We start from the raw sequence: 25,133 nt of genomic DNA on the forward strand, positions 1-25,133 counted from the left end.
ACCACCTTTCATATTGTGCTTAGCACAATATCATGCTGATACATTTTCTTTATCTTCTGCACGTTCTGAGTAAATATAAAGAGGACGCGCTTTCCCATCAACGACATCACTCGAAATAACCACTTTTTGAACGCCTTCAAGAGCCGGTAGCTCAAACATCGTCTCAAGAAGGATCTTCTCCATAATAGAACGTAAACCACGAGCACCAGTTTTACGTTCAATTGCTTTCTTCGCAATAACACGTAAAGCATCTTCATGAAATGATAACTCGACATTCTCCATTTCAAAAAGACGCTGATATTGCTTTACTAAAGCATTTTTAGGTTGTGATAAAATTTGCATAAGGGCGTTAACATCTAAATCCTCTAAGGTAGCGACTATAGGAAGGCGCCCAATAAATTCTGGTATTAAACCAAATTTTATAAGATCTTCAGGCTCTAAATCACGAAAAATTTCACCGACACAACGCTCATCAGGAGCCTTAACGGTCGCAGAAAAACCAATAGAAGTTTTTTCACCACGCCCTGAAATAATTCGTTCTAAACCAGCAAAAGCTCCCCCACAAATGAATAAGATGTTTGTGGTGTCAACCTGAAGAAACTCTTGTTGCGGATGCTTACGTCCACCTTGAGGAGGAACAGAAGCAATCGTTCCTTCCATAATTTTTAATAACGCTTGCTGAACTCCTTCCCCCGAAACATCTCTTGTAATAGAAGGATTGTCTGCTTTACGAGAAATTTTATCGACCTCATCAATATAAACAATGCCACGTTGTGCACGTTCAACATTATAGTCAGCAGCTTGAAGAAGTTTCAAAATAATATTTTCTACATCCTCACCTACATAGCCTGCTTCCGTCAAAGTGGTCGCATCCGCCATCGTAAAAGGCACATCAATAATACGTGCTAATGTTTGTGCAAGATAAGTTTTACCACAGCCCGTTGGACCAACAAGAAGAATATTTGATTTAGCCAACTCAATATCATTGCTTTTAGACTGATGCGCCAACCGTTTATAATGATTATGAACAGCAACAGAAAGAACACGCTTTGCATGCTGCTGACCAATAACATAATCATCAAGAACTGTTATAATTTCCTGTGGCGTAGGAACACCATCACGCACCTTAACCCCAGAAGACTTATTTTCTTCCCGAATAATATCCATGCAAAGCTCTACACATTCATCACAGATAAATACAGTAGGCCCCGCAATGAGCTTACGCACCTCATGCTGACTCTTGCCGCAGAACGAGCAATAGAGAGTATTTTTTGATTCGTTCCCGCTATTGCTAATTTTGCTCATTTTTCTTTCCTTTCACCACGATATATGAATACTTTGCCTTTTCAAAGGAAGCTTTTCATCATGAAAACTAAAAGACATATAGAAAACCATGCATGTCTCAATATTTTTAGGTGTTTCTCTTATTTTGCGATATTTTTTATAAAACTCTGTGATTTAAAGTAGCTGTTTTTTCTATAAAAATTCTTAATCTTTTTCTTCTTTTTCAGTTTCTGCACGATATTGTATAACATCATCAACTAAGCCAAACGCTTTGGCCTCTTCTGCTGTCATAAAATGATCGCGATCGAGAGTTCTCTCAATAATCTCATAATCTTGACCTGTATGTTGAACATAAATTTCATTTAAACGCCGTTTCATCTTTATAATGTCTTGCGCATGTCGCTCAATATCTGAAGCTTGACCTTGAAAACCACCGGATGGTTGATGCACCATAATACGTGCGTTTGGCAATGTAAAACGATGACCTTTTGCTCCAGCTGTTAACAATAAAGACCCCATAGATGCCGCCTGCCCCATGCAAAGCGTAGAAACAGGAGGGCGAATAAACTGCATAGTATCATAAATAGCCATACCAGATGTTACGACACCACCTGGAGAATTAATATAAAGACTAATTTCTTTTTTAGGATTTTCCGCTTCCAAGAAAAGCAATTGTGCACAAACAAGCATTGCCATACCATCTTCGACAGGACCATTAATAAAAATAATCCGCTCCTTTAAAAGACGGGAAAAAATATCATAGGCCCGTTCACCACGATTGGTTTGTTCAATAACCATAGGAACAAGGCTTAATGCTGTTTTCATTGGATCACTCATATTTTTACTTTCCGTTCATATAACAACCGCTCTTTACACATTCAATGTTTTTATCCATACGTTAACATTACTCTCTTGCGCAAGCTACAATCAAGAGCTGTTTAAGATAGATTAAAATCCCAATAGTTAAAATAGCAATAATAACTCTACTTAAACAAATGATGAACATCAGGAATGCGAGATACCGCCCAATGGTAAAAACTTCCTTCCTGAGGTCTTTTCGTGGTCTTTGTCTTTCTGTGAATATGAAAGCCTATCAAGCGTGAATCTGTAAGCGGCTTTACGCCAAAAGCTGGTTCAAAAATACGTTCAGCTTTTCGCCCAGTCCAATAATAAAAAGTTTCCTTTTCCTTTGCTTCATGAAAAAACCATATCGTTTTGCTAATCGCGAAATACCATCATTGCCAAATATCGTAACGCCAAGACTTCCCGGCAAAATCGGCATTTTTTTCCTCTTTAACCAGAACGGTCTCCAAACACGACGCTTAAACCCAAGCCAATGAGGAATAATTTCTGTGCCTGCCCAATAATCTTCAAATACTTTTATAATAGGGTTATTAGGCGGAAAATAAAGTGCAGAAACGCCTACTCTTGTATTATTTTCTCTTGCTAACCAAACCTTATCCGCATCTGGATGAAATTGTTTAACAAGGTAAACATCTGTATCTAACCAAACACCTTGTTGATATTTCATCAGCATAACACGAAAAAAATCCGAAAACTGAACAATTGTACACCCTGGTTTATCATCAGAAAAATCGGGATCAAGGCGATAAATTGCTGAACGTGGTAAAATTGATTCGGCTTCATGCAACTCAACACCGGCAGGAAGATTATCTATTTTTTTATCATAACTAAAAAGCTTAACGCGCTGTCCAGTTTTAACCATTGAGGACAAACAAAGCCTATCCACCAATCTTAATTGTCCACTATACCAAAAAGTACAAATATCCATAGATAATATATCAAAAATATTCTAAACTTACACGAAAGAGTTGTTCAACATCACGAACCCTATCAGCAAGAGCAAAAATCACTATTCTATCACCAGACAAAATGCGCGTATCTGCCGAAAGCTGTATTATTGTCTTATTGCGATAAATTGCACCAATTCTCAAACCATCTGATAAATTGAGCTCTGATAATGACTTACCAACCAATGAAGATGTTTGCATCACTTCAGCTTCAATAATTTCTGCTCGGCCATTAAAAACTGAATGAACAGAACGAATACGTCCACGGCGCATTTGTTGCAAAATTCTCGATATTGTAACGCTATGGGGATTAAGATATGCATCCACACCAACAGCACGACTAAATTCTTGATAGGCAACATTATTAATCAATACCATATTGGCTTTGCAGCCCAATCTTTTAGCAATAATAGCGCTTAAGAGATTAACCTGATCTTGATTGGTCAATGTAATCATTAAATCGGACTGATCAATTCCCGCATCTTGAAGAATCACTGGATCTAACACGTTACCGTATAAAACTGTTGTTTTTTCAAGCTGATCAGCAATCGTGAGAGCTCTTTCTCTATGCGACTCTATAATCTTCAATTTTAATTTATGGAAACGCTTTTCAATAGCCTGTGCAACATAAAGGCCAATGTGACCGCCTCCTGCAATAATCATGCGGTGGGCATCTTGTTCTTTATGACCAAAAAGCCCAACAGCACGGCGCATTTGATCACGAGCAACAACAAGATAGGTTATATCACCAACGCGTAATTGCGTTTCTGAATGTGCAACCAATAATTCCGCACCACGTTTAATAGCGGTAACCGTCGTATGAAGATCTGGAAAAAGCTCTGTTAATTGACGCAAAGGTGTATTAATAACTGGACAATCTTCCATGCATTCCAAGGCTAGCGCAACAACATCATCATTACAAAAATAAAGAACATCTATTGCACCAGGTAAAGCAATACGGCGCAAAACCATTTCCCCAACTTCAACTTCTGGCGAAATAACCACATCAATGGGAATATTCTCTCTGGAAAAAAGCGTCTTATAACGTGGCTCTAAATAAGATTGTGAACGAATACGAGCAATTTTTGTGGGCACATTAAATAATGAATGTGCTACTTGACAGGCTACCATATTGACTTCATCAAACAAAGTGACAGCAATCAACATATCGGCTTTGTCTGCATCTGCAGCCAAAAGAACTTCAGGACGTGAACCGTGACCAACAAAACCTCTCACATCCAATGTATCGCGAATCTTTTCAATTAATCTCGTTTCAATATCAATAACAGTAACATCGTGATTTTCAGCAGCAAGACGCTCTGCTATCCCATAACCAACCTGTCCTGCTCCGCAAATAATAACACGCATCGCTTTAAGAAACTCCAAGCGCTTTAAGTTTACGGTGCAAAGCTGAACGCTCCATGCCTATAAATTCAGCAGTACGTGATATATTTCCACCCAAACGCCCAATCTGTGCCACTAAATATCTCTTTTCAAACAATTCTCGTGCTTCACGTAACGGCAAATCCATTATACTTTCATCTGAATCCATTTGAAGACGTGGCAAAGAATCACTTACTTCACTGGGAAGAAAGTCCGCTGTTATAGGACCATCACCATCCCGCACAAGAATAAGAAGACGCTCAATATTATTACGTAATTGCCGCACATTACCCGGCCAAGCATGCGTTTGCAAAATAGCAATCACATCATCACTGATTGCACGCGGTTTAATCCCAACCTGCTGTGATATTGTTTTTACAAAATGATGTACAAGTTCTGGAATATCTTCACGACGCGCTGAAAGGGGCGGAACAGCAATAGGAACAACCGAAAGACGGTGGAAAAGATCTTCTCTAAAGCGCCCATCGGAAATGAGGTTTTCAAGATTTTGCGCTGTCGAAGAAATAATACGGACATCCACCTTAACACGTTTTGTGCCGCCAACTCTTTCAAATGTCTGCCCCGTTAACACCCGAAGAATCTTACCTTGAGTCTCACGTGGCATGTCAGCAATTTCATCAAGATATAATATACCGCCATGAGCTTCCTCTAAGGCACCGATCTTGCGCTCTCTTCCTTCCATTTCACTGCCAAACAGCTCTATTTCCATTCTTTCCGGAGTAATCGTTGCAGCATTTATTGTAACAAATGGCCCATTCGAACGCGTTGAGAGCGCATGAATAGTTCGTGCAACTGTCTCTTTTCCTGCCCCTGAAGGACCTGTTATCATGACGCGACTATTTGTTGGTGCTACTTTTTCTATGATTTGACGCAAATTTTTTACAACTGTCGATTTTCCGAGCAACTCTAATGTCTCGTTCGAACGCTTTCGCAATTCTAAAAGCTCACGTTTTAAATTTGAGTTTTCAAGTGTTCTCTCTGCAACCAATACAAGTCTATCAGCTTTAAAAGGTTTTTCAATGAAATCATATGCCCCTCGCTTTATAGCGGAAACAGCCGTCTCAATATTACCATGACCAGAGATCATAACGACCGGAAGAGCCGGATATTGCGTTTTAATTTCATCAAGCAATGCTAAACCATCAAGACGACTACCCTGTAGCCAAATATCCAAAAAAATGAGCTTTGGAATACGCTCACTAATTTGAGCCAATGCTTCATCAGAGTTACAAGCAACACGCGTTTCATAACCTTCATCATCTAAAATACCAGCAACAAGCTCACGAATATCTGCTTCATCATCAACAATCAAGATATCTGATACCATACTATTCCCCTATCTTATGATTTATGGCTTGTATAATACTACCCTGCTTACCCCCATCCGCCGGAAATATCAAACGGATCATCGCACCACGACCTTCATAAAAACTTTCCGGTGCATCATGAAGCTCCATGGAACCGCCGTGATCCTCAATAACTTTACGCACAATGGCTAACCCGAGCCCTGTTCCTTTTTCCCGCGTTGTTATATAGGGCTCTAATAACTTTTGTCTTTGCTCTTTAGGAAGTCCTTTCCCATTATCAACAACATCCACAACCACCCATTCCTCTTGACGATAAGAACGGACAAGAATATGACCGTGAATATTTTCCTCTCGCATAACTGAATCTATGGATTCGCTCGCGTTTTTGATAACATTGCAAAAAGCTTGTACAATGAGACGGTTATCAAATGCACCCATAAGTGGTAGACTTCCTAAATCTTGCTCAAAATGAATATCATGTCGTGTCACTTCTATCAAGAAACATGCTTCGCGCAACAATTCTCGTATATCTAAAATATGCATTTGTGGTTTGGGCATACGTGCAAAAGAGGAAAACTCATCAACCATACGCCCAATATCTCCAACCTGTCGAATAATTGTCTCAATACACCGCTCAAAGACCTCTCTATCTTGTGTAATAACTTTGTTATAACGTTTACGAATGCGTTCAGCGGATAACTGAATAGGTGTGAGGGGATTTTTTATTTCGTGTGCAATACGCCGTGCAATATCCGCCCACGCCGCTGTACGTTGCGCTGCAACAAGGTCTGTAATATCATCAATTGTTAGAACCCAAGATTGCCCCTGTCCATCATCCTCTTCCATCGTAACCTGGACATTACAGACACGCTCTTTTCCTGCAACGTTTAAAGTAACCTGCTCACGATGATTTTTACGATCCAATGAACGTGCAAACTGAAAAACCTGCCAAATTTCAGCACTTAAAGATAAAAGACTTTGTCCAACAACGTGTTCAGAGCGAATATCAAACATCGCTTCAATAGATCGATTAATAATTGTAATATCACCATTATCATCTATACCTGCTACTCCTGCTGTTACACCCGATAACACTGCTTCAGAAAAACGCCGTCTCTCATCAATTTGATCACGCACTGCAATCAACTCATTGCGCCGACTTTTCAATTCACTGACCATGTAATTAAAAGTTTTGGATAATTGCCCAATATCTCCATCCTTCGCGCGTACCGGCACAAAAATTTCCATATTTCCAGTAGCAACATCATCAGCAGCACTAATGAGAAGACGAATAGGACGTACTAAGCGATCAGCGACAGCAATAGCAGCCCAAATAGCTGATAAGAATAAACTAAAAAAAAGACATAAATAAAGCATACCAAATGCAATTTGCGTCAGCAGGCGATTTTCATTTAAATCACGATAACGATCTGTATTGACTTCTGTTAAACGCAAAGCAGATAAAACACCTTTATCAACGTCACGCACCAAATATAGAAATGTGTTTGGAATGTTGGTAAATTTTAAAATAATACCAAAATAATCATGCACGCCTGGTTGAAAAGAAAAAGGCCTCGCACTGGTTGCACGTTCAATAAGATTGGAAGGAGGAATTGGCAGTTTATCTTCATCACCAAGAGCACTCGATATAAAAATAGCTCCGCTAGAACTTAACAAAAATGCGCCACGCAAATTGCGTCCTATAGCATGGCGCGTCAATTGCATCCTATATTCAGCTGGATTACGTTCTAAGAGTTTTTTGTTATCAAGTGCAAATGCCATCGCGTAGGATAAATTTTTTAAATTTTGAAGCATTTCATCTGCATAAGCATTTGCTAAATCAATAGAAGAGCCCACAATTTGCCGCGTTGTTGTATCAAACCATCGATCAAGTCCCAAATTTAGTGCTGGACCCGATACAAGAGCTACAGCAACAGCCGGCATTGTCGCAACAAGTGCAAACAATGAAATAAGGCGCACATGAAGACGCGATCCTGCACGCCTTGAACGCCAAGCACGAATGATCGGAATCATCTCATAAAAAACGATGACAATAAGCCCTAAAACCCAAAAACTATTAATCCCTATAAGAATAAGGGTTACTGTTCTACTGGGAACAACAGGGGTTAATCCAATAAGAATAATAAATGAAACAGAGGCCGTAAGTAAAGCCAATACAATAATTGTAATCCCTAAAAAAATATATACCTTACTTAAACGATACAACTCATCGTTATAAGTATTTTTATCTATGTCTTGAAGATTCGTCACAGATGTTATATTCGTCATGAGCTTACATACCCTTATCCCATTATTCTCATATAACCTTTTGTAGCAAAAATTGACAATACTAATACTACATTTAAAATAGGGCAAATATAGTCAATGAGAAAGAACTTCTACATTTTGCAAAATATCTTAAAATAAACTGTATTCGACGATACTTTACGAAGGAAATGAGATGCGATTAACAAAACAAACAAATTATGCTCTTCGAATGCTCATGTATTGTGCAGATAATCAGGGAACTCTCAGTCGTGTTCCAGAAATTGCTAAAGCATATGCCGTTTCAGAACTTTTTTTATTTAAAATCCTTCAGCTGCTTGTTCAAGCAGGTTTTATACAAACAGTGCGTGGACGCAATGGCGGAGTTAGATTGGCGAAACCCGCAGCAGAGATTTCAGTCGCTGATGTTGTGAAAGTAACAGAAGACAACTTTTCCCTAGCAGAATGTTTCGATACTGCAGAACCAACTTGCCCCTTGATCGATTTTTGTAGTTTAAATACCGCACTTCAAAAAGCATTAAATGCTTTTTTTGAGGTGTTATCCGTGATATCCCTTGCTGATCTACAACAACCATCCTTTCAAAATCATTTTAAAATTAATGACAAAAAGGCAAACTAAATTATAATACAAGGAGATTAGGTATTTCTATTGCAGCAATAATATTAGCCGCTGGACGTGGTGAAAGAGCAGGATCTCCCCATGAAATTCCAAAACAATATCGGCTTCTAGGACAAAAGCCGGTTATTTATCATACCGTGCGTTGTTTTTTGCAGCATCCAGCTATCACAACAATTATCCTTGTTATTCATCCAGAAGATCGTCAAATCTGTGAACAAGCTATTAGTGATTTTAAAGAGCGCCTTATTATCGTTGAAGGAGGCAATACACGTCAAATCTCTACCTTAAATGGACTTCAGGCACTCAAAAAATTCAATCTCCAATATGTGCATATTCATGATGGTGCACGCCCCTTTATCGAAAACAAGCTTCTTGATAACATTCACAATACAATCACGCCTCAAGAAGGTGTTCTTCCTGTTCTTCCCATCTCTGATACCCTTAAACGTGTAAATAATCAGCATGTTTTAGAAACAATTCCCCGTACCCATCTTTATAGTGCACAAACTCCACAGTGTTTTCCCTTTGAACATATCTTAGCGGCCCATAAGCAAGCAAAACAAGCTTGCAAAAAAGAATTCACTGACGATTCTGCGATTGCCGAATGGTTTGGAATTCCTATGCGTACCGTTCCTGGGGATCCTAACAACATAAAAATTACATGGCATGAAGATTTTAATACCGCACATTTATATCTCCAAAAGAAAATGCAAATGTTTCCTGATATCCGCACCGGCAATGGTTATGATGTTCACTCTTTCGAGGATGGTGATTTTCTTATTTTATGTGGTATAAAAATCCCTTTTCATAAAAAATTAAATGGACACTCCGATGCGGATGTTGCTCTTCATGCGCTAACAGATGCCCTGCTCGCTACGCGAGGTGCTGGAGATATTGGCACACATTTTCCTCCCTCTGATCCTCAATGGAAAAATGCATCATCAGAAATTTTTCTCCGTCATGCTCTTGATATTCTAAAACAAGCAAGTGGTCGTATCGCCAATGTTGATATCACAATTATTGCTGAAAATCCTAAAATTGGTCCCTATCGTCATGCCATGACAGAAAAGCTTATGACAATACTTTCAATAACACCTGATCGAATCTCTATCAAAGCAACAACAAATGAAAGGCTTGGATTTATTGGTCGCGGTGAAGGAATTGCTGCTCTTGCAACAGCGAGCGTTCTTTATTCAGGAGAACTTCCCCAATGACATATCTTTGTGAAAAACAAGCACATGAAATCCTTAATATCTTTCGCCAAAAAGGTTTGCTGTTAACAACTGTAGAGTCTTGTACAGGAGGACTCATTGCTGCAAGCCTCACAAATATTGCAGGCTCGTCAGATGTTCTCGATTGTGGATTTGTTGTTTATTCAAATGAATCTAAAACACGCCTTGTTGGCGTTTGTGCTGAACTTATAAGAACCTATGGCGCCGTTTCAAAAGAAGTTGCTCTTGCAATGGCTGAGGGTGGATTAAAACATTCACAAGCTGACATCGCAGTCTCTGTAACAGGAATTGCTGGTCCAGGAGGAGCAAGTCTTGATAAACCTGTAGGACTTGTGCATTGCGCAGTTGCTTACAAAAATCATAAAACTCTGCACAAAGAAATGCACTTTGGTCATCTTAACCGCAATGCTATCCGCCATGCAACTGTTGAAAATGTTTTTAAAATGATTCTGGAATTGCTTCACTGAGTTCCCCGTACTAATTTCAAAGCTCTCTATTCCACATTGAGTCTATAATCGTCAACATCTTGAAAAAATGATTTATTGCACCACAACTTTAAGCTGAATTAATCAAATTTATTCACTTGCACGCCACAAGAAAAAAACTGTATAAATAAAATGATTAAAGAAAGGGATACTTGTACCTCTCTCAAATGCTAAGAGCTCGCGCAACATCTTGAGAGATGACAAATAAATGGTGCAGGCTGACTTTTTCATAAGTGTAAAGATGTTGATTTATATACTTTTACGAGTATCTATACTATTTATTATGAAATGGGTATGACGCAAGCATGTCCTATTTGGGCGTTTTGTTTGGATATGTCTCTATTAAAAAAGAGAAACAAAAGTGTGAAGCTGTGCATCATCTTCATCATTTAAAATGATATTCCTTTAATATGCTTTTCAAAGCTGAAAAAGATGAATTAAAACAAATAGTAAAGATGGAAACCAGTTTTCACCTTCACGCTGTTATAAGCAATACGTATTGTTAAAAAATAACAGAATAGACTATGTTATCGTAGAGCCATAAATCTGATGCGCACGCTTCTCAAAAGCGTCGGTGAATTTACGAAACGCAATATCAAACATTGAGCCCATCACTAATCCAAGCGTTTTACTTTTAAATTCATAATCAATAAAAAACTCTACATTACATGCATTGGTATTTTCAATATCATGAAAGGACCAACGATTTTCAAGATATTTGAATGGACCATCAATATATTTAACTTCTATAAGATTTTTTTCCGGCTGAAGAAATACTTGAGTCGTAAAAGTTTCACGGATAATCTTATAGCCAACGGTCATATCCGCAAGAAGCAACATTTTTTTCCCATAGTCTTTTCGAGAACGTACTATTAAAGACTCACACATTGGTAAAAATTCAGGATAACGCTCAATATCTGAAACCAGCTCAAACATTTCACTGGCACTATGGGTGATCTGCCGATGTATTGTAAAAATCGGCATAATTATCTCTGTAAGGAAAATTTTTCATCACGCGCTTTTTGCAAAATAGCAAAATCATCTCCAGCATGATGAGATGAACGCGTCAGAGGATTGGAGGACATATGCAAAAATCCTTTTACTTTACCAATCTTGGCAAAAGACTCAAATTCTTCAGGAGGCACAAAACGAACAACCGGATGATGTTTTCGTGTAGGCTGCAAATATTGTCCAATCGTCATAAAGTCAACATCAGCAGAGCGCAAATCATCCATCAATTGCAAAATTTCATTTCGCTCCTCCCCAAGACCAACCATAATTCCCGATTTTGTAAAAATTGTTGGATCAAGTTCTTTAACGCGTTGTAATAAACGAATTGAATGAAAATAACGTGCCCCTGGACGAACCTTCAAATATTTAGAAGGAACTGTTTCTAAGTTATGATTAAAAACATCAGGCTTAGCAGCAACAACAACTTCTAAAGCACCATCCTTATGACGAAAATCAGGTGTCAGAACTTCAATTGTTGTTTTAGGAGTTTTTTGACGAATCGCATAAATAACTTTTGCAAAATGCTCAGCACCACCATCAGCAAGATCATCACGATCAACAGATGTAATGACAACATGTTTTAATTCCATCCGTGCAACAGCATCGGCTACACGTTCTGGCTCATTATCATCAACGGCAAGTGGAATACCTGTTGCAACATTACAAAAAGCACAAGCACGCGTACATATTTCACCTAAAATCATAAAGCTAGCATGCCGCTGGCTCCAACATTCGCCAATATTAGGGCAACCAGCTTCTTCACATACAGTCACTAACTTATGCGTACGTACAATACCATGTGTTTCCTTATAAATTGGTGATGTTGGCGCTTTTACACGAATCCAATCTGGCTTTTTTTGAACGCTTGTATCAGGACGATGTGCCTTTTCAGGATGACGCAAACGTCTATTTGTAACTCTATCAACAACCGTAACCATTTAAGCCTTTGCCTTATAAATACGAAGTAACAATCAAAAATATAAAATCTTTCACACAATCCAGTCATCAAGCGTTTAAAACTTGACCATAAGCATCCAATACACTTTCTTTCATCATTTCCGATAAAGTCGGATGTGGAAAGACAGTATGCATTAATTCTTCTTCTGTTGTTTCAAGATTCATGGCAATAACAAAACCCTGTATCAATTCTGTTACCTCAGCCCCTACCATATGGGCCCCAAGAAGTTGTCCTGTTTTTTTATCAAAAATCGTTTTTACTAACCCCTGATCTTCACCCAAAGCAATCGCCTTGCCATTCGCAGCAAAAGAATAACGACCAATACGTATATCATAACCTGCTTCTTTTGCTGTAGCTTCTGAAAGCCCTACAGAGGCAACCTGTGGTGTACAATATGTACACCCTGGAATTTTTCTTTTATCAAGCGGATGAGCATTCTTTAAACCTGCAAGATGCTCAATACATATCACACCTTCTTCTTCTGCTTTATGTGCCAACATAGGAGGACCTGCTACATCACCAATAGCATAAATGCCTTCCACCCCCGTCCAACTCCATTCATCGGTTACAATGCACCCGCGATCGGTTTTTATTCCCAAAGCTTCTAAACCAAGATTCTCAATATTACCTTGCACCCCAGCAGCCGAAATCAACCGGTCAACAGTCATTGACTCTATTTTACCTTGAACATCAATACGTACAGTCACAGAATCAGAAGATTTTTCAACCTTTGTTACTTTTGCTTGACGAAGAATGCGTAAACCTTTTTTCTCTAACTGTTTACAAGCAAACGTTGAAATTTCAATATCTTCAGCAGGCATGACGTGGGGCATCATTTCAACAACAGTTACCTCAGCTCCCATATCACGATAAAAAGAAGCAAATTCAATGCCAATAGCCCCAGACCCTATAACCAAAAGCGATTTTGGCATTGCTGGCGGTATCATAGCTTCAAAATAAGTCCAAATGAGTTTTCCATCTGGCTCAATACCAGGAAGGACACGAGGACGTGCGCCCGTTGCAATAATGATATACTTTGCTTGATAAGCTCCCTCCCCTAACGTCCCTTTAGGGACTGGATTTTGCGGTTGCATAATCGGTTTGGAGGATGAAGAAACCATGATTTCCGCAGGATGGCTTCCCTTCGCTTCTTTGGTAAGCTTTGCTTCACCCCAGATAATATCAATTTTGTTTTTTTTCATTAAAAAATCAACGCCAGCATTTAAACGTGCTGAAACACCGCGTGAACGTGCTACAACATCTTTGATGTTTGCCTCAATTGAACCATTAATTTTTAGTCCATAATTTTTTGCATGTTCAGCAAAATGTTTCATTTCCGCTGAACGTAGAAGGGCCTTTGTTGGAATACATCCCCAATTTAAACAGATCCCTCCCAAATGTTCACGTTCAACAATCGCAGTCTTAAAGCCACATTGTGCTGCACGAATTGCGGTTACATATCCGCCTGGACCTGCTCCAATCACAATTACATCATAAAGATTTGCCACAGTAATTCCTCCATGGATATATATAAAATGGATATGCATTTTTTGAACTTAAGACTGCAAAACAATATCACAGAATTATCTTATGTCTTCTTCTTTAAGCTCCACGTAAATGCTTTACCCAAACCAGAAATAGCAATAACATTGCTCTTCAAACTCTTAAATTTGTTTTTATTCTCTTAACACACTCTCTCACAATTTACGTGAAGAACTGTTAAACAGTTCAAACCAACATTGCTAATGGATTTTCAATCATCTTCTTAAAAGCCCGCGCGAGCTCTGCTGCTAAAGCACCATCGACAGCACGATGATCCGCAGAAATTGTAACTGACATAACTGTCGCAACAACTAATGCACCATTTTTAACAACGGCGCGTTCTTCCCCTGCACCAATCGCAAAAATCGTTGCATGCGGTGGATTAAGGATAGCCGAAAAACTTTTTATACCATACATCCCCATATTTGATACAGCTGTTGTTCCACCCTGATATTCCTCCATTTTTAACTTGCCCTCACGCGCACGCTTTGCAAAATCCTTCATCTCTTTGGAAATAAGTGATAACGGCTTTTCCTCTGCATGGCGAATAATCGGCGTAATTAATCCATTGGGAATAGAAACAGCAACCCCAACATCACAATGTTTATGATGAAGCATTCCGCCTTCAAGCCAAGAGACATTCGCATCAGGAACAGCTTTCAAAGAAAGTGCGACAGCTTTGATCACCATATCATTAACAGAAAGCTTATAAGTAGGCTGAGTTTCTTCCTGCCCCTTAATCATTGGTGCAGCAGCATTCAGTTGTGTACGCAGTGCTAACAGCGCATCAAGTTCACAATCTACCGTTACATAGAAATGTGGAACTCTCTGTTTTGATTCCATCAAACGTGTTGCGATTGTTTTACGCATATTATTATGGGGTGCGAAGGTATATTCATCCTCTTTAAAGAGTTTCAGTATCTGTTTGTCAGAAGCACCTGTAGCTACTAGCTCCCCTATTTGTGATGAATAAGACACTTTAGAAATATCACTACTCACAGCTTTTTCTACATCGCGCTTGATAATACGCCCATGCGGACCACTTCCAGAAATAAGGGATAAATCAAGGCCGTCCTGAGATGCTAATCGCCGCGCTAAGGGAGAGGCAAAAAGACGCGCTACCTTTTTATCTTGCTGTATTAATTGCTGAGCTGATGATTCATGAGACATTTTTGTACCCTTTGAGTCCGTCTGTTTCAGAGTATCTGTCTGTTTTACGCCCTCTGGTTCTTGTCTTGTAGAAGAAGAGATTTCTTCTGAAACTTTTGCAGCTTCAGCTAAATCTTCACCTTCTTCTGCTAAAACAACAATTAAAGCATTTACTTTAACGCCTTGTGTTCCAGCAGGAACAACAATTTTGGCAACCCTACCTTCATCAACGGCTTCGACTTCCATTGTCGCTTTATCCGTCTCAATTTCAGCAATAACATCACCAGAGGAAACCTTATCTCCCTCCTTAATATTCCATTTTGTTAAATTTCCCTCTTCCATCGTAGGGGAAAGTGCTGGCATTGTAATTTTAATGGGCATTATGCTTTCCTCCGTTATGCTCTGTATGTCACAGCCTTAACGGCCTCAATAATCTCAGCAGTATTAGGCAAAGCCAACTTCTCAAGATTAGCAGCATAAGGCATCGGAACATCTTTGCCAGAAATCGTAGCAATTGGCGCATCAAGATAATCAAAAGCCTGCTGCATAACACGCGTTGCTATTTCAGTTCCCACGGATGACTGAGGAAATCCCTCTTCAATCGTTACCAAACGACCTGTTTTTTTAACTGAAGAAAGAATTGTTGGAAGATCCATCGGGCGAATGGTTCGTAAATCAATCAATTCAACATCGATTCCAAATTGTTCAATTTCCGGCAACGCTTGAACGGCATAGTGCATCCCAATTCCACACGCGACAATCGTCACATCTTGTCCAGACTTATGAATGCGCGCCTTACCAATAGGCAAAACAAAATCATCCAGTTGAGGGACATCAAATTGATGCCCATACAAAATCTCATTTTCAAGAAAAATAACAGGATTATCATCACGAATAGCAGCTTTCAGCAAACCTTTTGCATCTGCAGCACTATAAGGCATGACAACTTTCAGACCTGGTACATGACTATACCATGCAGCATAACATTGAGAATGTTGAGCACCAACACGGGAAGCCGCACCATTGGGACCTCGGAAAACCATAGGAGCGGTCATTTGTCCACCAGACATATAACGTGTTTTTGCTGCTGAGTTAATAATTTGATCCATCGCCTGCATCGCAAAATTAAAGGTCATAAACTCAACAATGGGACGTAACCCTCCAAAAGCAGCCCCAACAGCCAACCCAGCAAAGCCGTGCTCTGTAATTGGAGTATCAATAACTCGGCGCTCTCCGAATTCTTCCAATAAACCCTGACTAACCTTATAGGCACCTTGATATTGCGCGACTTCTTCCCCCATGAGAAAAACCTTTTCATCACGCCGCATTTCTTCAGCCAAAGCTTGATTAAGCGCTTCACGAACTGTCATTGTAACCATTTGTGTTCCCGCTGGAATATCAAAATCAGGAGACGTATCAAAAGTAGGAACCTGCGGAACTGACGAAGGCAGAGAACGTGGAGAGCCCTTAGTTTTTTGTGCTGTGTCCGTAGGTTGCGAAATATCCTCAGCACGCTCACCTTCTTCTAACAAAATCGCAATAACAGTGTTAACCTTTACACCTTCAGAACCTTCAGGCACAAAAATTTTACCAAGAGTACCTTCATCAACGGCTTCTACTTCCATTGTAGCCTTATCCGTTTCGATTTCAGCAATAACATCGCCAGAGCTAACTTTATCACCTTCTCTCTTGAGCCATTTAGACAGTTTACCTTCTTCCATAGTTGGTGAAAGCGCCGGCATCAAAATATCAATAGACATACTTGCTTCCCTCGCATCAAACTAAAATATCAGTATAGAGCTCAGAAGCATCTGGCTCTTGATCACTTTGTGCAAAATCTGCCGCATCAGCAACAATTGCACGAACCTCTTTCTCAATAGACTTTAAATCATCTTCGTTCGCCCAATTTTTCTTAAGAATCCGACTTTTTACTTGATCAATCGGATCGTGTTCCTCTTTTATTTTTTGGACTTCTTCCTTTGAACGATATTTTGCTGGATCAGACATGGAATGACCACGATAGCGATAGGTCTGCATATCAAGAATGATCGGTCCTTTACCTGAGCGCGCCCAAGAAATTGCTTCATCAGCAGCTCCTTTTACTGATCGAACATCCATACCGTCAACAACAATACCTGGAATTTCAAAAGAAAGACCACGTCGGGAAAAATCAGTTTCTGCAGATGCACGTGAAACTGACGTTCCCATAGCATACTGATTATTTTCAATAATATAAACAACAGGAAGCTTCCAAAGTGAAGCCATATTAAAACTTTCGTAAACCTGCCCCTGATTTGCGGCACCATCACCAAAATAAACCAATGTCACATTATCTTTACCAAGGTACCGATTCGAAAATGCCAAACCTGAACCAATTGGAACTTGCGCACCAACAATACCATGTCCTCCATAAAAATTCTTTTCTTTAGAGAACATATGCATCGAGCCACCTTTCCCTTTGGAAAAGCCACCTTGACGTCCCGTTAATTCTGCCATGACACCACGTGGACTCATCCCAACGGCTAACATATGACCATGATCACGGTAAGACGTAATAACCTGATCACCTTCTTTTGCCGCTTTCAATGTTCCTATAACAACGGCTTCCTGACCAATATAAAGGTGACAAAATCCCCCAATAAGCCCCATACCATAAAGTTGTCCTGCTTTTTCTTCAAAACGGCGAATTAAAAGCATTTCACGATAAGCATCAATTTCTTCTTCTTTTGTAAAGTCTGCTATTGGTGCTTTCTTTGTGGTGCTTGATAATGCAGTGCGCGCCACCGACGCAGAATTTTTTTTAAGTCGTTCTGCCATATTAAACTCCCTTTTATGATTATTTAGGAATAACCTTTACAAACAAAAGTTACAAGCCTTATCAATCGGCTTAAACAATATCATTGCTGATTATCGTTTAAAGTAAGCGATTTTTCATTTACCTTTGCTATCATTTCAAGGTATTAAGATTGTCAGTTCATTTGGCTTAGAAAAATTCAAATTCTTTCGGACATACTCATCCAACATATCTTTTTCTATATGCCCATTGCGTAAAAGAGAAATACGCTTTTCCATGAATATCCGCTCAGCTTCTATTTTATGAAGCTCCTTTTCTAATTCGCTAATATGCTGATTAACTTCACTGCGTGAATACAATCCATACTCACCATGATAAATGTGATAACTGAAATAGCTTAAGACTCCCACCGTCATAAGAGGTAGTACAAAGCGCACTTTGATTGATCGACGTTTCTGCTTTGTCCACATAAAATAGCACAGTCTTTACAGCACAAATTTTTTAATATTTTGCCCAACTATGCACGATTTTGATTAATACCTCATTACCAAATCTACACCAAAATAATTTGTCATTTTCAATTTACCCCCATCTTTGTCTCTAAATCTTTGTCCCTAAAATTTCCTGTTAAAATAAATATAAAATCAATCAATGCCCAAGGTATAGTTATCAAAGTATAGTTGTCAAAAAACCCGATCCCCAGAAATAGTAGACCTATTACACTTATAAGAAGCGTTATAAGTCCCGATACAACTCTACCAACCATAAAGTGATGAATCCCCAATGCACAAAAAACAAGTAAACGATCGCTAGCATCACATTTAATTTTCGTGACTGACCTTCAACCAAGATAGGAAAAATAGATTTAATGGTATCCATTCACAGACAAAATCAATGGTATCCCCTACCTTTGGTGTTTTTTCCCTAAAAAATCTTCAGGCGAAAATTGATAACGCTTATCATCATCTCCAAAAACGAGATAAACCCTTTGATCTTGACCAATAATCGTACCTTTCATCTTTAACACCTATAAAGCTGCCCCTCACGTGTTATTCATAAAAAGATTGTTTCTAATTTGATAATATATTAACCAACCTCACAGTGTAAATACAATCCGTACTCACCGTGAAAACGTGAAATAAAAACAGTTTTGAGCCCCCAATAATCTAATGTTATCCACTGCTATAAGCAGAAACACAATACACGCCTTAATTAATTTGCGTCTTTGCCCTACCCATATAAAATAGCATTGTCTTTTCCAATATTTTTATTTAACTGTGCATATTTTCTTAATATCCCACATTAAAGACATATAGTACAATAATTCGGCATTATGCAGCTTAATATATTGATCGAAATAAAAAGTAAACTTAATTATTTTCTTTTTATTATAAATTTTTAAAAATCTGTAATCTGATTCCCGTCTTTATCCGTAAATCTTCCACCAAGAATGACTATAAAATCAACAATTGCCCAAATACCGGTAATTATCAATCCAAACAATGATAAGGATAGAACCAGCATTAAAGCACCAGTCCGAACTTTACCAACCATAAAGCGATGGACACCAAAGATACCTGAACACCAACAAAGGAGTGCGAACATTATCTTTGAGTTCTCTGTACCTGGTCTCAACAATGGAAAAACAGAACTGACAACACCCCCCTCACAAACAAAATCAACAGTACAACCGATCCTTGGCGGATTCTTTCCCATCCAATCCCAAGTCGCAAACTGATAACGTTTACCATCATCACCCGAAACGAGATAAGTTCCTTGATCTTGACTAATAATTATACCTCTCATCTTAATCCCTATAAATTTAAACACTTAAAAATTATTGCGTATATGCCTTTGATAAGAAATCTCAATTTCATAGTCTAAATGATCTCATACTTTTATATTTTGTGCTCACAACTATACACGATATAAATCACCAGCATAACGCGCTTGGGCTCCTAGCATTTCTTCAATACGAATAAGTTGATTGTATTTTGCTAATCTATCCGAACGTGCAAGAGAACCTGTTTTAATTTGTCCACAATTCGTTGCAACAGCAAGATCTGCAATAAAAGAATCCTCTGTTTCGCCTGAACGATGAGATATAATGGCACGATAACCTGCCTTATGTGCTACTTCTACAGCATTAAGTGTTTCACTCAATGTACCAATTTGATTAACTTTTATGAGAATAGAATTGCCTACCCCCATTTTGATGCCATCACGCAAACGTGCTGAATTCGTTACAAACAAATCATCGCCAACAAGCTGACATTTTCCTCCAATTGTGTCAGTGAGTAACTTCCAACCTTCCCAATCATCCTCAGCCATTCCATCTTCAATTGTAATAATAGGATAATTTTTCACAAGCTGCGCTAAATAATCTACCTGCTCTTGGATGTCACGGCATTTCCCCTCACCTTTATAAAAATACGAACCATTTTTATAAAATTCGGTTGAAGCACAGTCTAAACCAATGGCAATTTGTTCCCCTAGTTTGTAGCCACATGTTGTAATAGATTCCATAATAAAATCAATTGCTTGATCAGCACTTTTAAATTGAGGAGCAAAGCCACCTTCATCACCAACATTGGTATTATAACCCGCATCTTTTAAACGCTTTTTCAACGCATGGAAAATTTCAGCGCCATAACGAATGGCTTCTCTTACAGTAGGGGCTCCTATAGGAATAATCATAAACTCCTGAAAATCAATCAGATTATCAGCATGAACGCCACCATTAATAATATTCATCATAGGGGTTGGAAGAATATGCGCTTGTGTACCACCAATATAACGATACAAAGGTAAATTTAATGAATCCGCAGCTGCTTTTGCAACAGCTAATGAAACACCAAGAAGTGCATTGGCACCAAGACGGGCTTTGTTTGGCGTTCCATCCAAAGCAATCATCGCTTGATCAATAGCGATTTGATTTGTTGCATCCCGCCCACCAAGTTCTTCAAGAATTTCGCCATTAACTGCAGCAATCGCTTTTTCAACACCTTTCCCTTGATAGCGCAAACCACCATCACGAAGCTCTATAGCCTCGTGTGCTCCTGTTGAAGCTCCCGATGGAACCAGAGCACGACCAAAAGCTCCATTCTCCAAATGAACATCAACTTCTACCGTTGGATTACCACGGCTATCAAGAACTTCACGTCCAATGATATCGACAATTATAGTCATATGTGTTTCCTTATCCAATAAAAGTCTTGATTCATTTCTAATGTCCTATTAATGAAATATTTTTTCTCTTCTCAATTCAACTTCTTTGACAGATAATCAAACTCCATTAAAGTCTCAAGCAATCTTTGTAAATTATCAAGTTTAACCATATTGGGTCCATCAGAAGGTGCATTATCTGGATCTTGATGCGTTTCTAAAAAAATACCTGCTACCCCAACAGAAACAGCTGCACGTGCTAAAACTTCAACAAATTGACGCTGTCCACCAGATGAAGCACCCTGCCCCCCAGGTTCTTGAACAGAATGCGTTGCATCAAAAATAACAGGAGCACCAAATGAACGTAAAATAGGCAACGAGCGCATATCAGAAATAAGTCGGTTGTAACCAAATGACGTGCCTCGCTCACAAAGCATAACATTCGGATTACCACTGTAAACAACCTTTTTTAAAACATTCTCCATGTCCCACGGCGCTAAAAACTGACCTTTTTTAATGTTAATAACACACTCTGTTTTAGCGGCTGCTACCAAAAGATCTGTTTGACGACATAAAAAAGCCGGTATTTGTAAAATATCAACCGTAGAAGAAACAATTGTACACTGCTCTTCTGTATGCACATCAGTTAATATAGGACAATCAAACTCCTTTTTTAAATCAGAAAAAACAGCCATTGCTTTTTCAAGACCAATACCACGTGCCGCCCCTAAAGAAGTTCGGTTAGCTTTATCGTAACTCGATTTATAAACAAATCCGATACCAAGCTGATCGGTAATTGTTTTTATACGACCAGCCATTTCAAAAGCATGATCGCGACTTTCCATCTGACATGGCCCTGCAATTAATGAAAGAGGCATTTCATTTGAAAAAATAATATTTCCAACTTTCACACAGGCATTTGGTTTAGCCATTTTATCCCTCAAAAGAAAAGTAACCCAATTTATGCATTAAACCAATCGACTTTGTTCTACAGCGGCTTCAATAAAAGAAGAAAAAAGCGGATGTGGATCAAAAGGACGGGATTTTAATTCTGGATGATATTGAACACCAATAAACCATGGATGATCTGCATATTCTATAGTTTCTGGTAAAATACCATCAGGAGACATCCCAGAAAAAATCAAACCACACTGTTCTAACTTATCCTTATAATCAATATTGACCTCATAACGATGACGATGTCGCTCGACAATCTTGGTCATCCCATAAATTTGAGCAATATGACTCTCTTCTTTTAATTCAGCAGCAAAAGCACCAAGACGCATTGATCCGCCGAGATCACCATTTCTTGTACGTTTTTCAAGAACGTCTCCTTTAAGCCATTCTGTCATTAAACCTACAATTGGATTTTCTGTTTCGCAAAACTCACTTGATGAAGCATTCTTAATCTGTGCAATATTGCGCGCGGCTTCTATACAAGCTAATTGCATTCCAAAACAAATCCCTAAAAATGGAACTTTACGCTCTCGCGCAAATTGAATTGCTCGAATCTTTCCTTCTGCTCCTCGTGCCCCAAAAGCACCTGGAACCAAAATTCCATGGGCTTTTTGTAAAGCTGAAACAGAATCTTCTTTTTCAAAAAGTTCCGAATCAATCCACTCAATATTAACTTTCACTTTATTCGCTAAACCACCATGCGCAATCGCTTCAATAAGAGATTTATAAGCATCCTTTAAACCCGTATATTTTCCTACAACAGCAATCGTAACTTCTCCTTCAGGATGGTGAATACGATGCGTAATATCTTCCCAACGATCCATCTGAGGGGAAGGTGCCGAATCGATTCCAAAAGCGCAAAGAACTTCAGAGTCCAAACCCTCCTTATGATATGCCATAGGAACATCATAAATTGTTGGCATATCTAATGCCTGAATGACTGCATTGGAGCGAACATTACAAAAAAGTGATAATTTGCACCGTTCTGTTTCTGGAATAGATCGATCTGCACGTACAAGCAAAATATCAGGAGAAATACCAATTGCTTGCAATTCTTTGACAGAATGTTGTGTTGGTTTCGTTTTTAATTCACCTGCCGAAGGTATATAAGGCATTAATGTGAGATGGACATAAACGACACTTTGTCTTGGTAGCTCATTGCGAAGCTGGCGAATCGCTTCTAGAAAAGGCATTGCTTCAATATCACCAACCGTTCCCCCTATCTCACACAAAACAAAATCAAACTCTTCATTTCCCATCGTAATGAATCTCTTAATTTCATCCGTAACATGAGGAATAACTTGAACTGTTGCCCCCAAATAATCACCACGCCGCTCTCGTTCAATGATATTGCGATAAATACGCCCTGTTGTGATATTATCTTGGCTATTTGCAGACCGCCCAGTAAAACGCTCATAATGACCAAGATCAAGATCCGTTTCTGCACCATCATCGGTCACAAATACTTCACCATGTTGATAAGGTGACATCGTACCTGGATCAACATTTAAATAAGGATCAAGTTTGCGAAGACGTACACGGTAGCCACGAGCCTGTAATAACGCTGCTAACGCCGCCGCTGCGATGCCTTTTCCAAGGGAAGAAACCACACCACCAGTAATAAAAACATAACGTGCCATGGGCTTATGGTGATAAGCAATTTATAATGATTTTTCCAGCAAAAAATGCAAAAAGAAACAATTTTTCTTCTAAAATAAAAAAGGTGAAAAAATCACCTTTTAAAAAGTCTATATTTTCTTAAAAAACTATTTCGTACTGTTATCCGGAACTGTATTTTCAAGAACCGGTGGAACTGGACTTTCTGCTTCAGGATTTGTGGACTGTTTCTGTTCCTGCGGAGAATTCGAATTGCCTCCTAGCTGTTCAAGAATAGAAGGGGAAGACTCACCATCTGATGATGGGACTGATTCTGAGCCTTTATTGGTAGAATTCTGCTCTGAATTAACCGGTATACGCTTTAAAATATCAGAACTAGAATTTGATATATTACCCACCACGGTAAGTCCAATAGACACAACAAAAAAACAACAGGCTAAAATAGCAGTCAAACGTGTTAAAGGGTTTCGAGATCCACGAGTTTTCATCAACCCTGAGCTATTACTCACACCTAGCCCACCACCTTCTGAAGGTTGGATTAATATAACACCAACCAAAGTAATCACAATCAACAAATGAATAACTATAAGTACTGTTTGCATAAACCCTGCTCTTCAAATAACTCTTTCATAGCTATTTACACATAAATAACACACAATCCAAGGGGAAACTCAAATTTCTCTACTATAGTTTACGACAAACATCGCAAATAGTTAAAAAATCAATTGCTTTTAAGCTTGCTCCACCTATCAAAGCACCATTAACATGAGGAATGCTTAAAAGCTCAAATGCATTGGATGGCTTTACGGACCCACCATAAAGCAGGCGTATCTTATTGCCTTCACCACTAAAACGAGAACGCACCTTATCACGAATGAAATGATGTACTTTTGCAATATCTTCTGAAGTTGCTGTATTGCCGGTGCCTATCGCCCAAACAGGTTCATAAGCGATAATGGTATTCTCTGCTGTTGCATCATCTGGTAAAGATTCTTCAAGCTGCTGCGTGAGAATATCCAGCACTTTATTATTATTACGCTCCTCCAATGTTTCACCAATACACACAAGAGCCACAAGACCTGCTCGCCACGCAGCTTGCACTTTGGCACAGACAATCGCATCATTTTCCTGATACACTGTACGACGTTCTGAATGCCCAATAATGACATGACTTGCTCCTGCTTCTTTAAGCATAAAAGCTGAAATATCTCCAGTATAGGGACCATGATCATCAAAATGACAATTTTGTCCTCCCAAAAGGAGATTTTCACCATCCAGCATATCAGAAGCACGAGATAAAAGCGTTGCTGGGACGCAAATAAGTGCCTCAAAAAGATGACTGAGATCAGAGCTAACGCCTGTAGAAATAGCACGCAACTCTCCAAGCGATTCACTCGTTCCATTCATTTTCCAATTTCCAGCAAGAAAAGGCCGAGTATTTGGAGACATATTTTCACCTCAAGAGCTCTTACAATACATTGTTTATCTGTAGTTACCAAATTATAAAATGAA

21 protein-coding genes and 1 pseudogene are annotated in these 25,133 nt (G+C 38.9%); 3 read left to right on the forward strand and 19 right to left on the reverse strand.

Annotation, left to right across the window (positions count from 1 at the left end; genetic code table 11):
* Window positions 1-30: 30 nt before the first annotated feature.
* The 6 genes and pseudogenes from clpX to U736_RS0104485 all read right to left on the reverse strand — a co-directional run bounded on the left by clpX (window position 31) and on the right by U736_RS0104485 (window position 8,095).
* Window positions 31-1,305, reverse strand: a complete 1,275-nt coding sequence (clpX, locus tag U736_RS0104460; RefSeq protein ID WP_012755013.1) for an ATP-dependent Clp protease ATP-binding subunit ClpX — start codon at window positions 1,303-1,305, stop codon at window positions 31-33.
* A 183-nt stretch (window positions 1,306-1,488) separates the two neighbouring features.
* Window positions 1,489-2,121 carry an ATP-dependent Clp endopeptidase proteolytic subunit ClpP gene (clpP, locus tag U736_RS0104465; protein WP_012755012.1) on the reverse strand — a complete coding sequence of 211 codons (633 nt, stop codon included), beginning with the start codon at window positions 2,119-2,121 and terminating at the stop codon, window positions 1,489-1,491.
* A 146-nt stretch (window positions 2,122-2,267) separates the two neighbouring features.
* Window positions 2,268-3,076 (reverse strand): annotated as a pseudogene (locus U736_RS10940) (glycosyltransferase family 32 protein).
* 10 nt (window positions 3,077-3,086) lie between these two features.
* Entirely contained in the window at window positions 3,087-4,463 is a 1,377-nt protein-coding gene (gene trkA / locus U736_RS0104475) for a Trk system potassium transporter TrkA (protein ID WP_012755010.1), read from the reverse strand.
* Window positions 4,464-4,467: 4 nt separating this feature from the next.
* Complete coding sequence (ntrX, locus tag U736_RS0104480) at window positions 4,468-5,826, reverse strand: nitrogen assimilation response regulator NtrX (protein WP_012755009.1); 1,359 nt, start codon at window positions 5,824-5,826, stop codon at window positions 4,468-4,470.
* A gap of 1 nt (window position 5,827) precedes the next feature.
* Complete coding sequence (locus U736_RS0104485; RefSeq protein ID WP_012755008.1) at window positions 5,828-8,095, reverse strand: sensor histidine kinase NtrY-like; 2,268 nt, start codon at window positions 8,093-8,095, stop codon at window positions 5,828-5,830.
* A 172-nt stretch (window positions 8,096-8,267) separates the two neighbouring features.
* Between U736_RS0104485 and rirA the strand changes: the two genes are divergently transcribed.
* The 3 genes from rirA to U736_RS0104500 are packed head-to-tail and all read left to right on the forward strand — an operon-like array spanning window position 8,268 to window position 10,410.
* The gene (rirA, locus tag U736_RS0104490) at window positions 8,268-8,711 is read left to right on the forward strand and encodes an iron-responsive transcriptional regulator RirA (RefSeq protein ID WP_012755007.1); all 444 of its coding nucleotides are present in this window, start codon (window positions 8,268-8,270) and stop codon (window positions 8,709-8,711) included.
* 23 nt (window positions 8,712-8,734) lie between these two features.
* Window positions 8,735-9,925, forward strand: a complete 1,191-nt coding sequence (locus tag U736_RS0104495; RefSeq protein ID WP_274532021.1) for a bifunctional 2-C-methyl-D-erythritol 4-phosphate cytidylyltransferase/2-C-methyl-D-erythritol 2,4-cyclodiphosphate synthase — start codon at window positions 8,735-8,737, stop codon at window positions 9,923-9,925.
* On the forward strand, window positions 9,922-10,410 hold the full coding sequence (locus tag U736_RS0104500) for a CinA family protein (protein WP_012755005.1): 489 nt from the start codon (window positions 9,922-9,924) through the stop codon (window positions 10,408-10,410). Before U736_RS0104495 ends, U736_RS0104500 begins: the two co-directional genes overlap by 4 nt.
* Window positions 10,411-10,950: 540 nt before the next feature.
* Here U736_RS0104500 and U736_RS0104510 read toward each other — a convergent pair.
* The 13 genes from U736_RS0104510 to tpiA form a co-directional block, all read right to left on the reverse strand.
* Entirely contained in the window at window positions 10,951-11,412 is a 462-nt protein-coding gene (locus tag U736_RS0104510) for a type II toxin-antitoxin system RatA family toxin (RefSeq protein ID WP_012755004.1), read from the reverse strand.
* Window positions 11,413-11,414: 2 nt separating this feature from the next.
* Window positions 11,415-12,377, reverse strand: coding sequence for a lipoyl synthase (gene lipA / locus U736_RS0104515; RefSeq protein ID WP_012755003.1), 963 nt, complete (start codon window positions 12,375-12,377; stop codon window positions 11,415-11,417).
* A gap of 67 nt (window positions 12,378-12,444) precedes the next feature.
* Window positions 12,445-13,905 carry a dihydrolipoyl dehydrogenase gene (lpdA, locus tag U736_RS0104520; protein WP_026500349.1) on the reverse strand — a complete coding sequence of 487 codons (1,461 nt, stop codon included), beginning with the start codon at window positions 13,903-13,905 and terminating at the stop codon, window positions 12,445-12,447.
* Between the two features lie 220 nt (window positions 13,906-14,125).
* Window positions 14,126-15,469 carry a pyruvate dehydrogenase complex dihydrolipoamide acetyltransferase gene (locus tag U736_RS0104525; protein ID WP_012755001.1) on the reverse strand — a complete coding sequence of 448 codons (1,344 nt, stop codon included), beginning with the start codon at window positions 15,467-15,469 and terminating at the stop codon, window positions 14,126-14,128.
* 14 nt (window positions 15,470-15,483) lie between these two features.
* Window positions 15,484-16,848, reverse strand: coding sequence for a pyruvate dehydrogenase complex E1 component subunit beta (locus tag U736_RS0104530; protein WP_012755000.1), 1,365 nt, complete (start codon window positions 16,846-16,848; stop codon window positions 15,484-15,486).
* Between the two features lie 16 nt (window positions 16,849-16,864).
* Entirely contained in the window at window positions 16,865-17,905 is a 1,041-nt protein-coding gene (gene pdhA / locus U736_RS0104535; protein ID WP_012754999.1) for a pyruvate dehydrogenase (acetyl-transferring) E1 component subunit alpha, read from the reverse strand.
* A 135-nt stretch (window positions 17,906-18,040) separates the two neighbouring features.
* Window positions 18,041-18,352 carry an FtsB family cell division protein gene (locus U736_RS0104540; protein WP_012754998.1) on the reverse strand — a complete coding sequence of 104 codons (312 nt, stop codon included), beginning with the start codon at window positions 18,350-18,352 and terminating at the stop codon, window positions 18,041-18,043.
* Window positions 18,353-19,280: 928 nt separating this feature from the next.
* Window positions 19,281-19,688, reverse strand: a complete 408-nt coding sequence (locus U736_RS0104555; RefSeq protein ID WP_012754997.1) for a TM2 domain-containing protein — start codon at window positions 19,686-19,688, stop codon at window positions 19,281-19,283.
* A gap of 111 nt (window positions 19,689-19,799) precedes the next feature.
* Complete coding sequence (eno, locus tag U736_RS0104560; RefSeq protein ID WP_012754996.1) at window positions 19,800-21,071, reverse strand: phosphopyruvate hydratase; 1,272 nt, start codon at window positions 21,069-21,071, stop codon at window positions 19,800-19,802.
* A 71-nt stretch (window positions 21,072-21,142) separates the two neighbouring features.
* Entirely contained in the window at window positions 21,143-21,979 is an 837-nt protein-coding gene (gene kdsA / locus U736_RS0104565) for a 3-deoxy-8-phosphooctulonate synthase (RefSeq protein WP_012754995.1), read from the reverse strand.
* 36 nt (window positions 21,980-22,015) lie between these two features.
* Window positions 22,016-23,644 (reverse strand): CTP synthase, encoded by a 1,629-nt coding sequence (locus tag U736_RS0104570; RefSeq protein ID WP_026500351.1) that lies wholly within the window; start codon window positions 23,642-23,644, stop codon window positions 22,016-22,018.
* Window positions 23,645-23,770: 126 nt separating this feature from the next.
* Window positions 23,771-24,223 carry a preprotein translocase subunit SecG gene (gene secG / locus U736_RS0104580; RefSeq protein WP_012754993.1) on the reverse strand — a complete coding sequence of 151 codons (453 nt, stop codon included), beginning with the start codon at window positions 24,221-24,223 and terminating at the stop codon, window positions 23,771-23,773.
* A gap of 82 nt (window positions 24,224-24,305) precedes the next feature.
* On the reverse strand, window positions 24,306-25,070 hold the full coding sequence (tpiA, locus tag U736_RS0104585; RefSeq protein ID WP_012754992.1) for a triose-phosphate isomerase: 765 nt from the start codon (window positions 25,068-25,070) through the stop codon (window positions 24,306-24,308).
* Window positions 25,071-25,133 lie beyond the last annotated feature (63 nt).

The sequence above is a fragment of the Bartonella grahamii ATCC 700132 genome (assembly GCF_000518085.1).
Lineage (GTDB): Bacteria > Pseudomonadota > Alphaproteobacteria > Rhizobiales > Rhizobiaceae > Bartonella > Bartonella grahamii.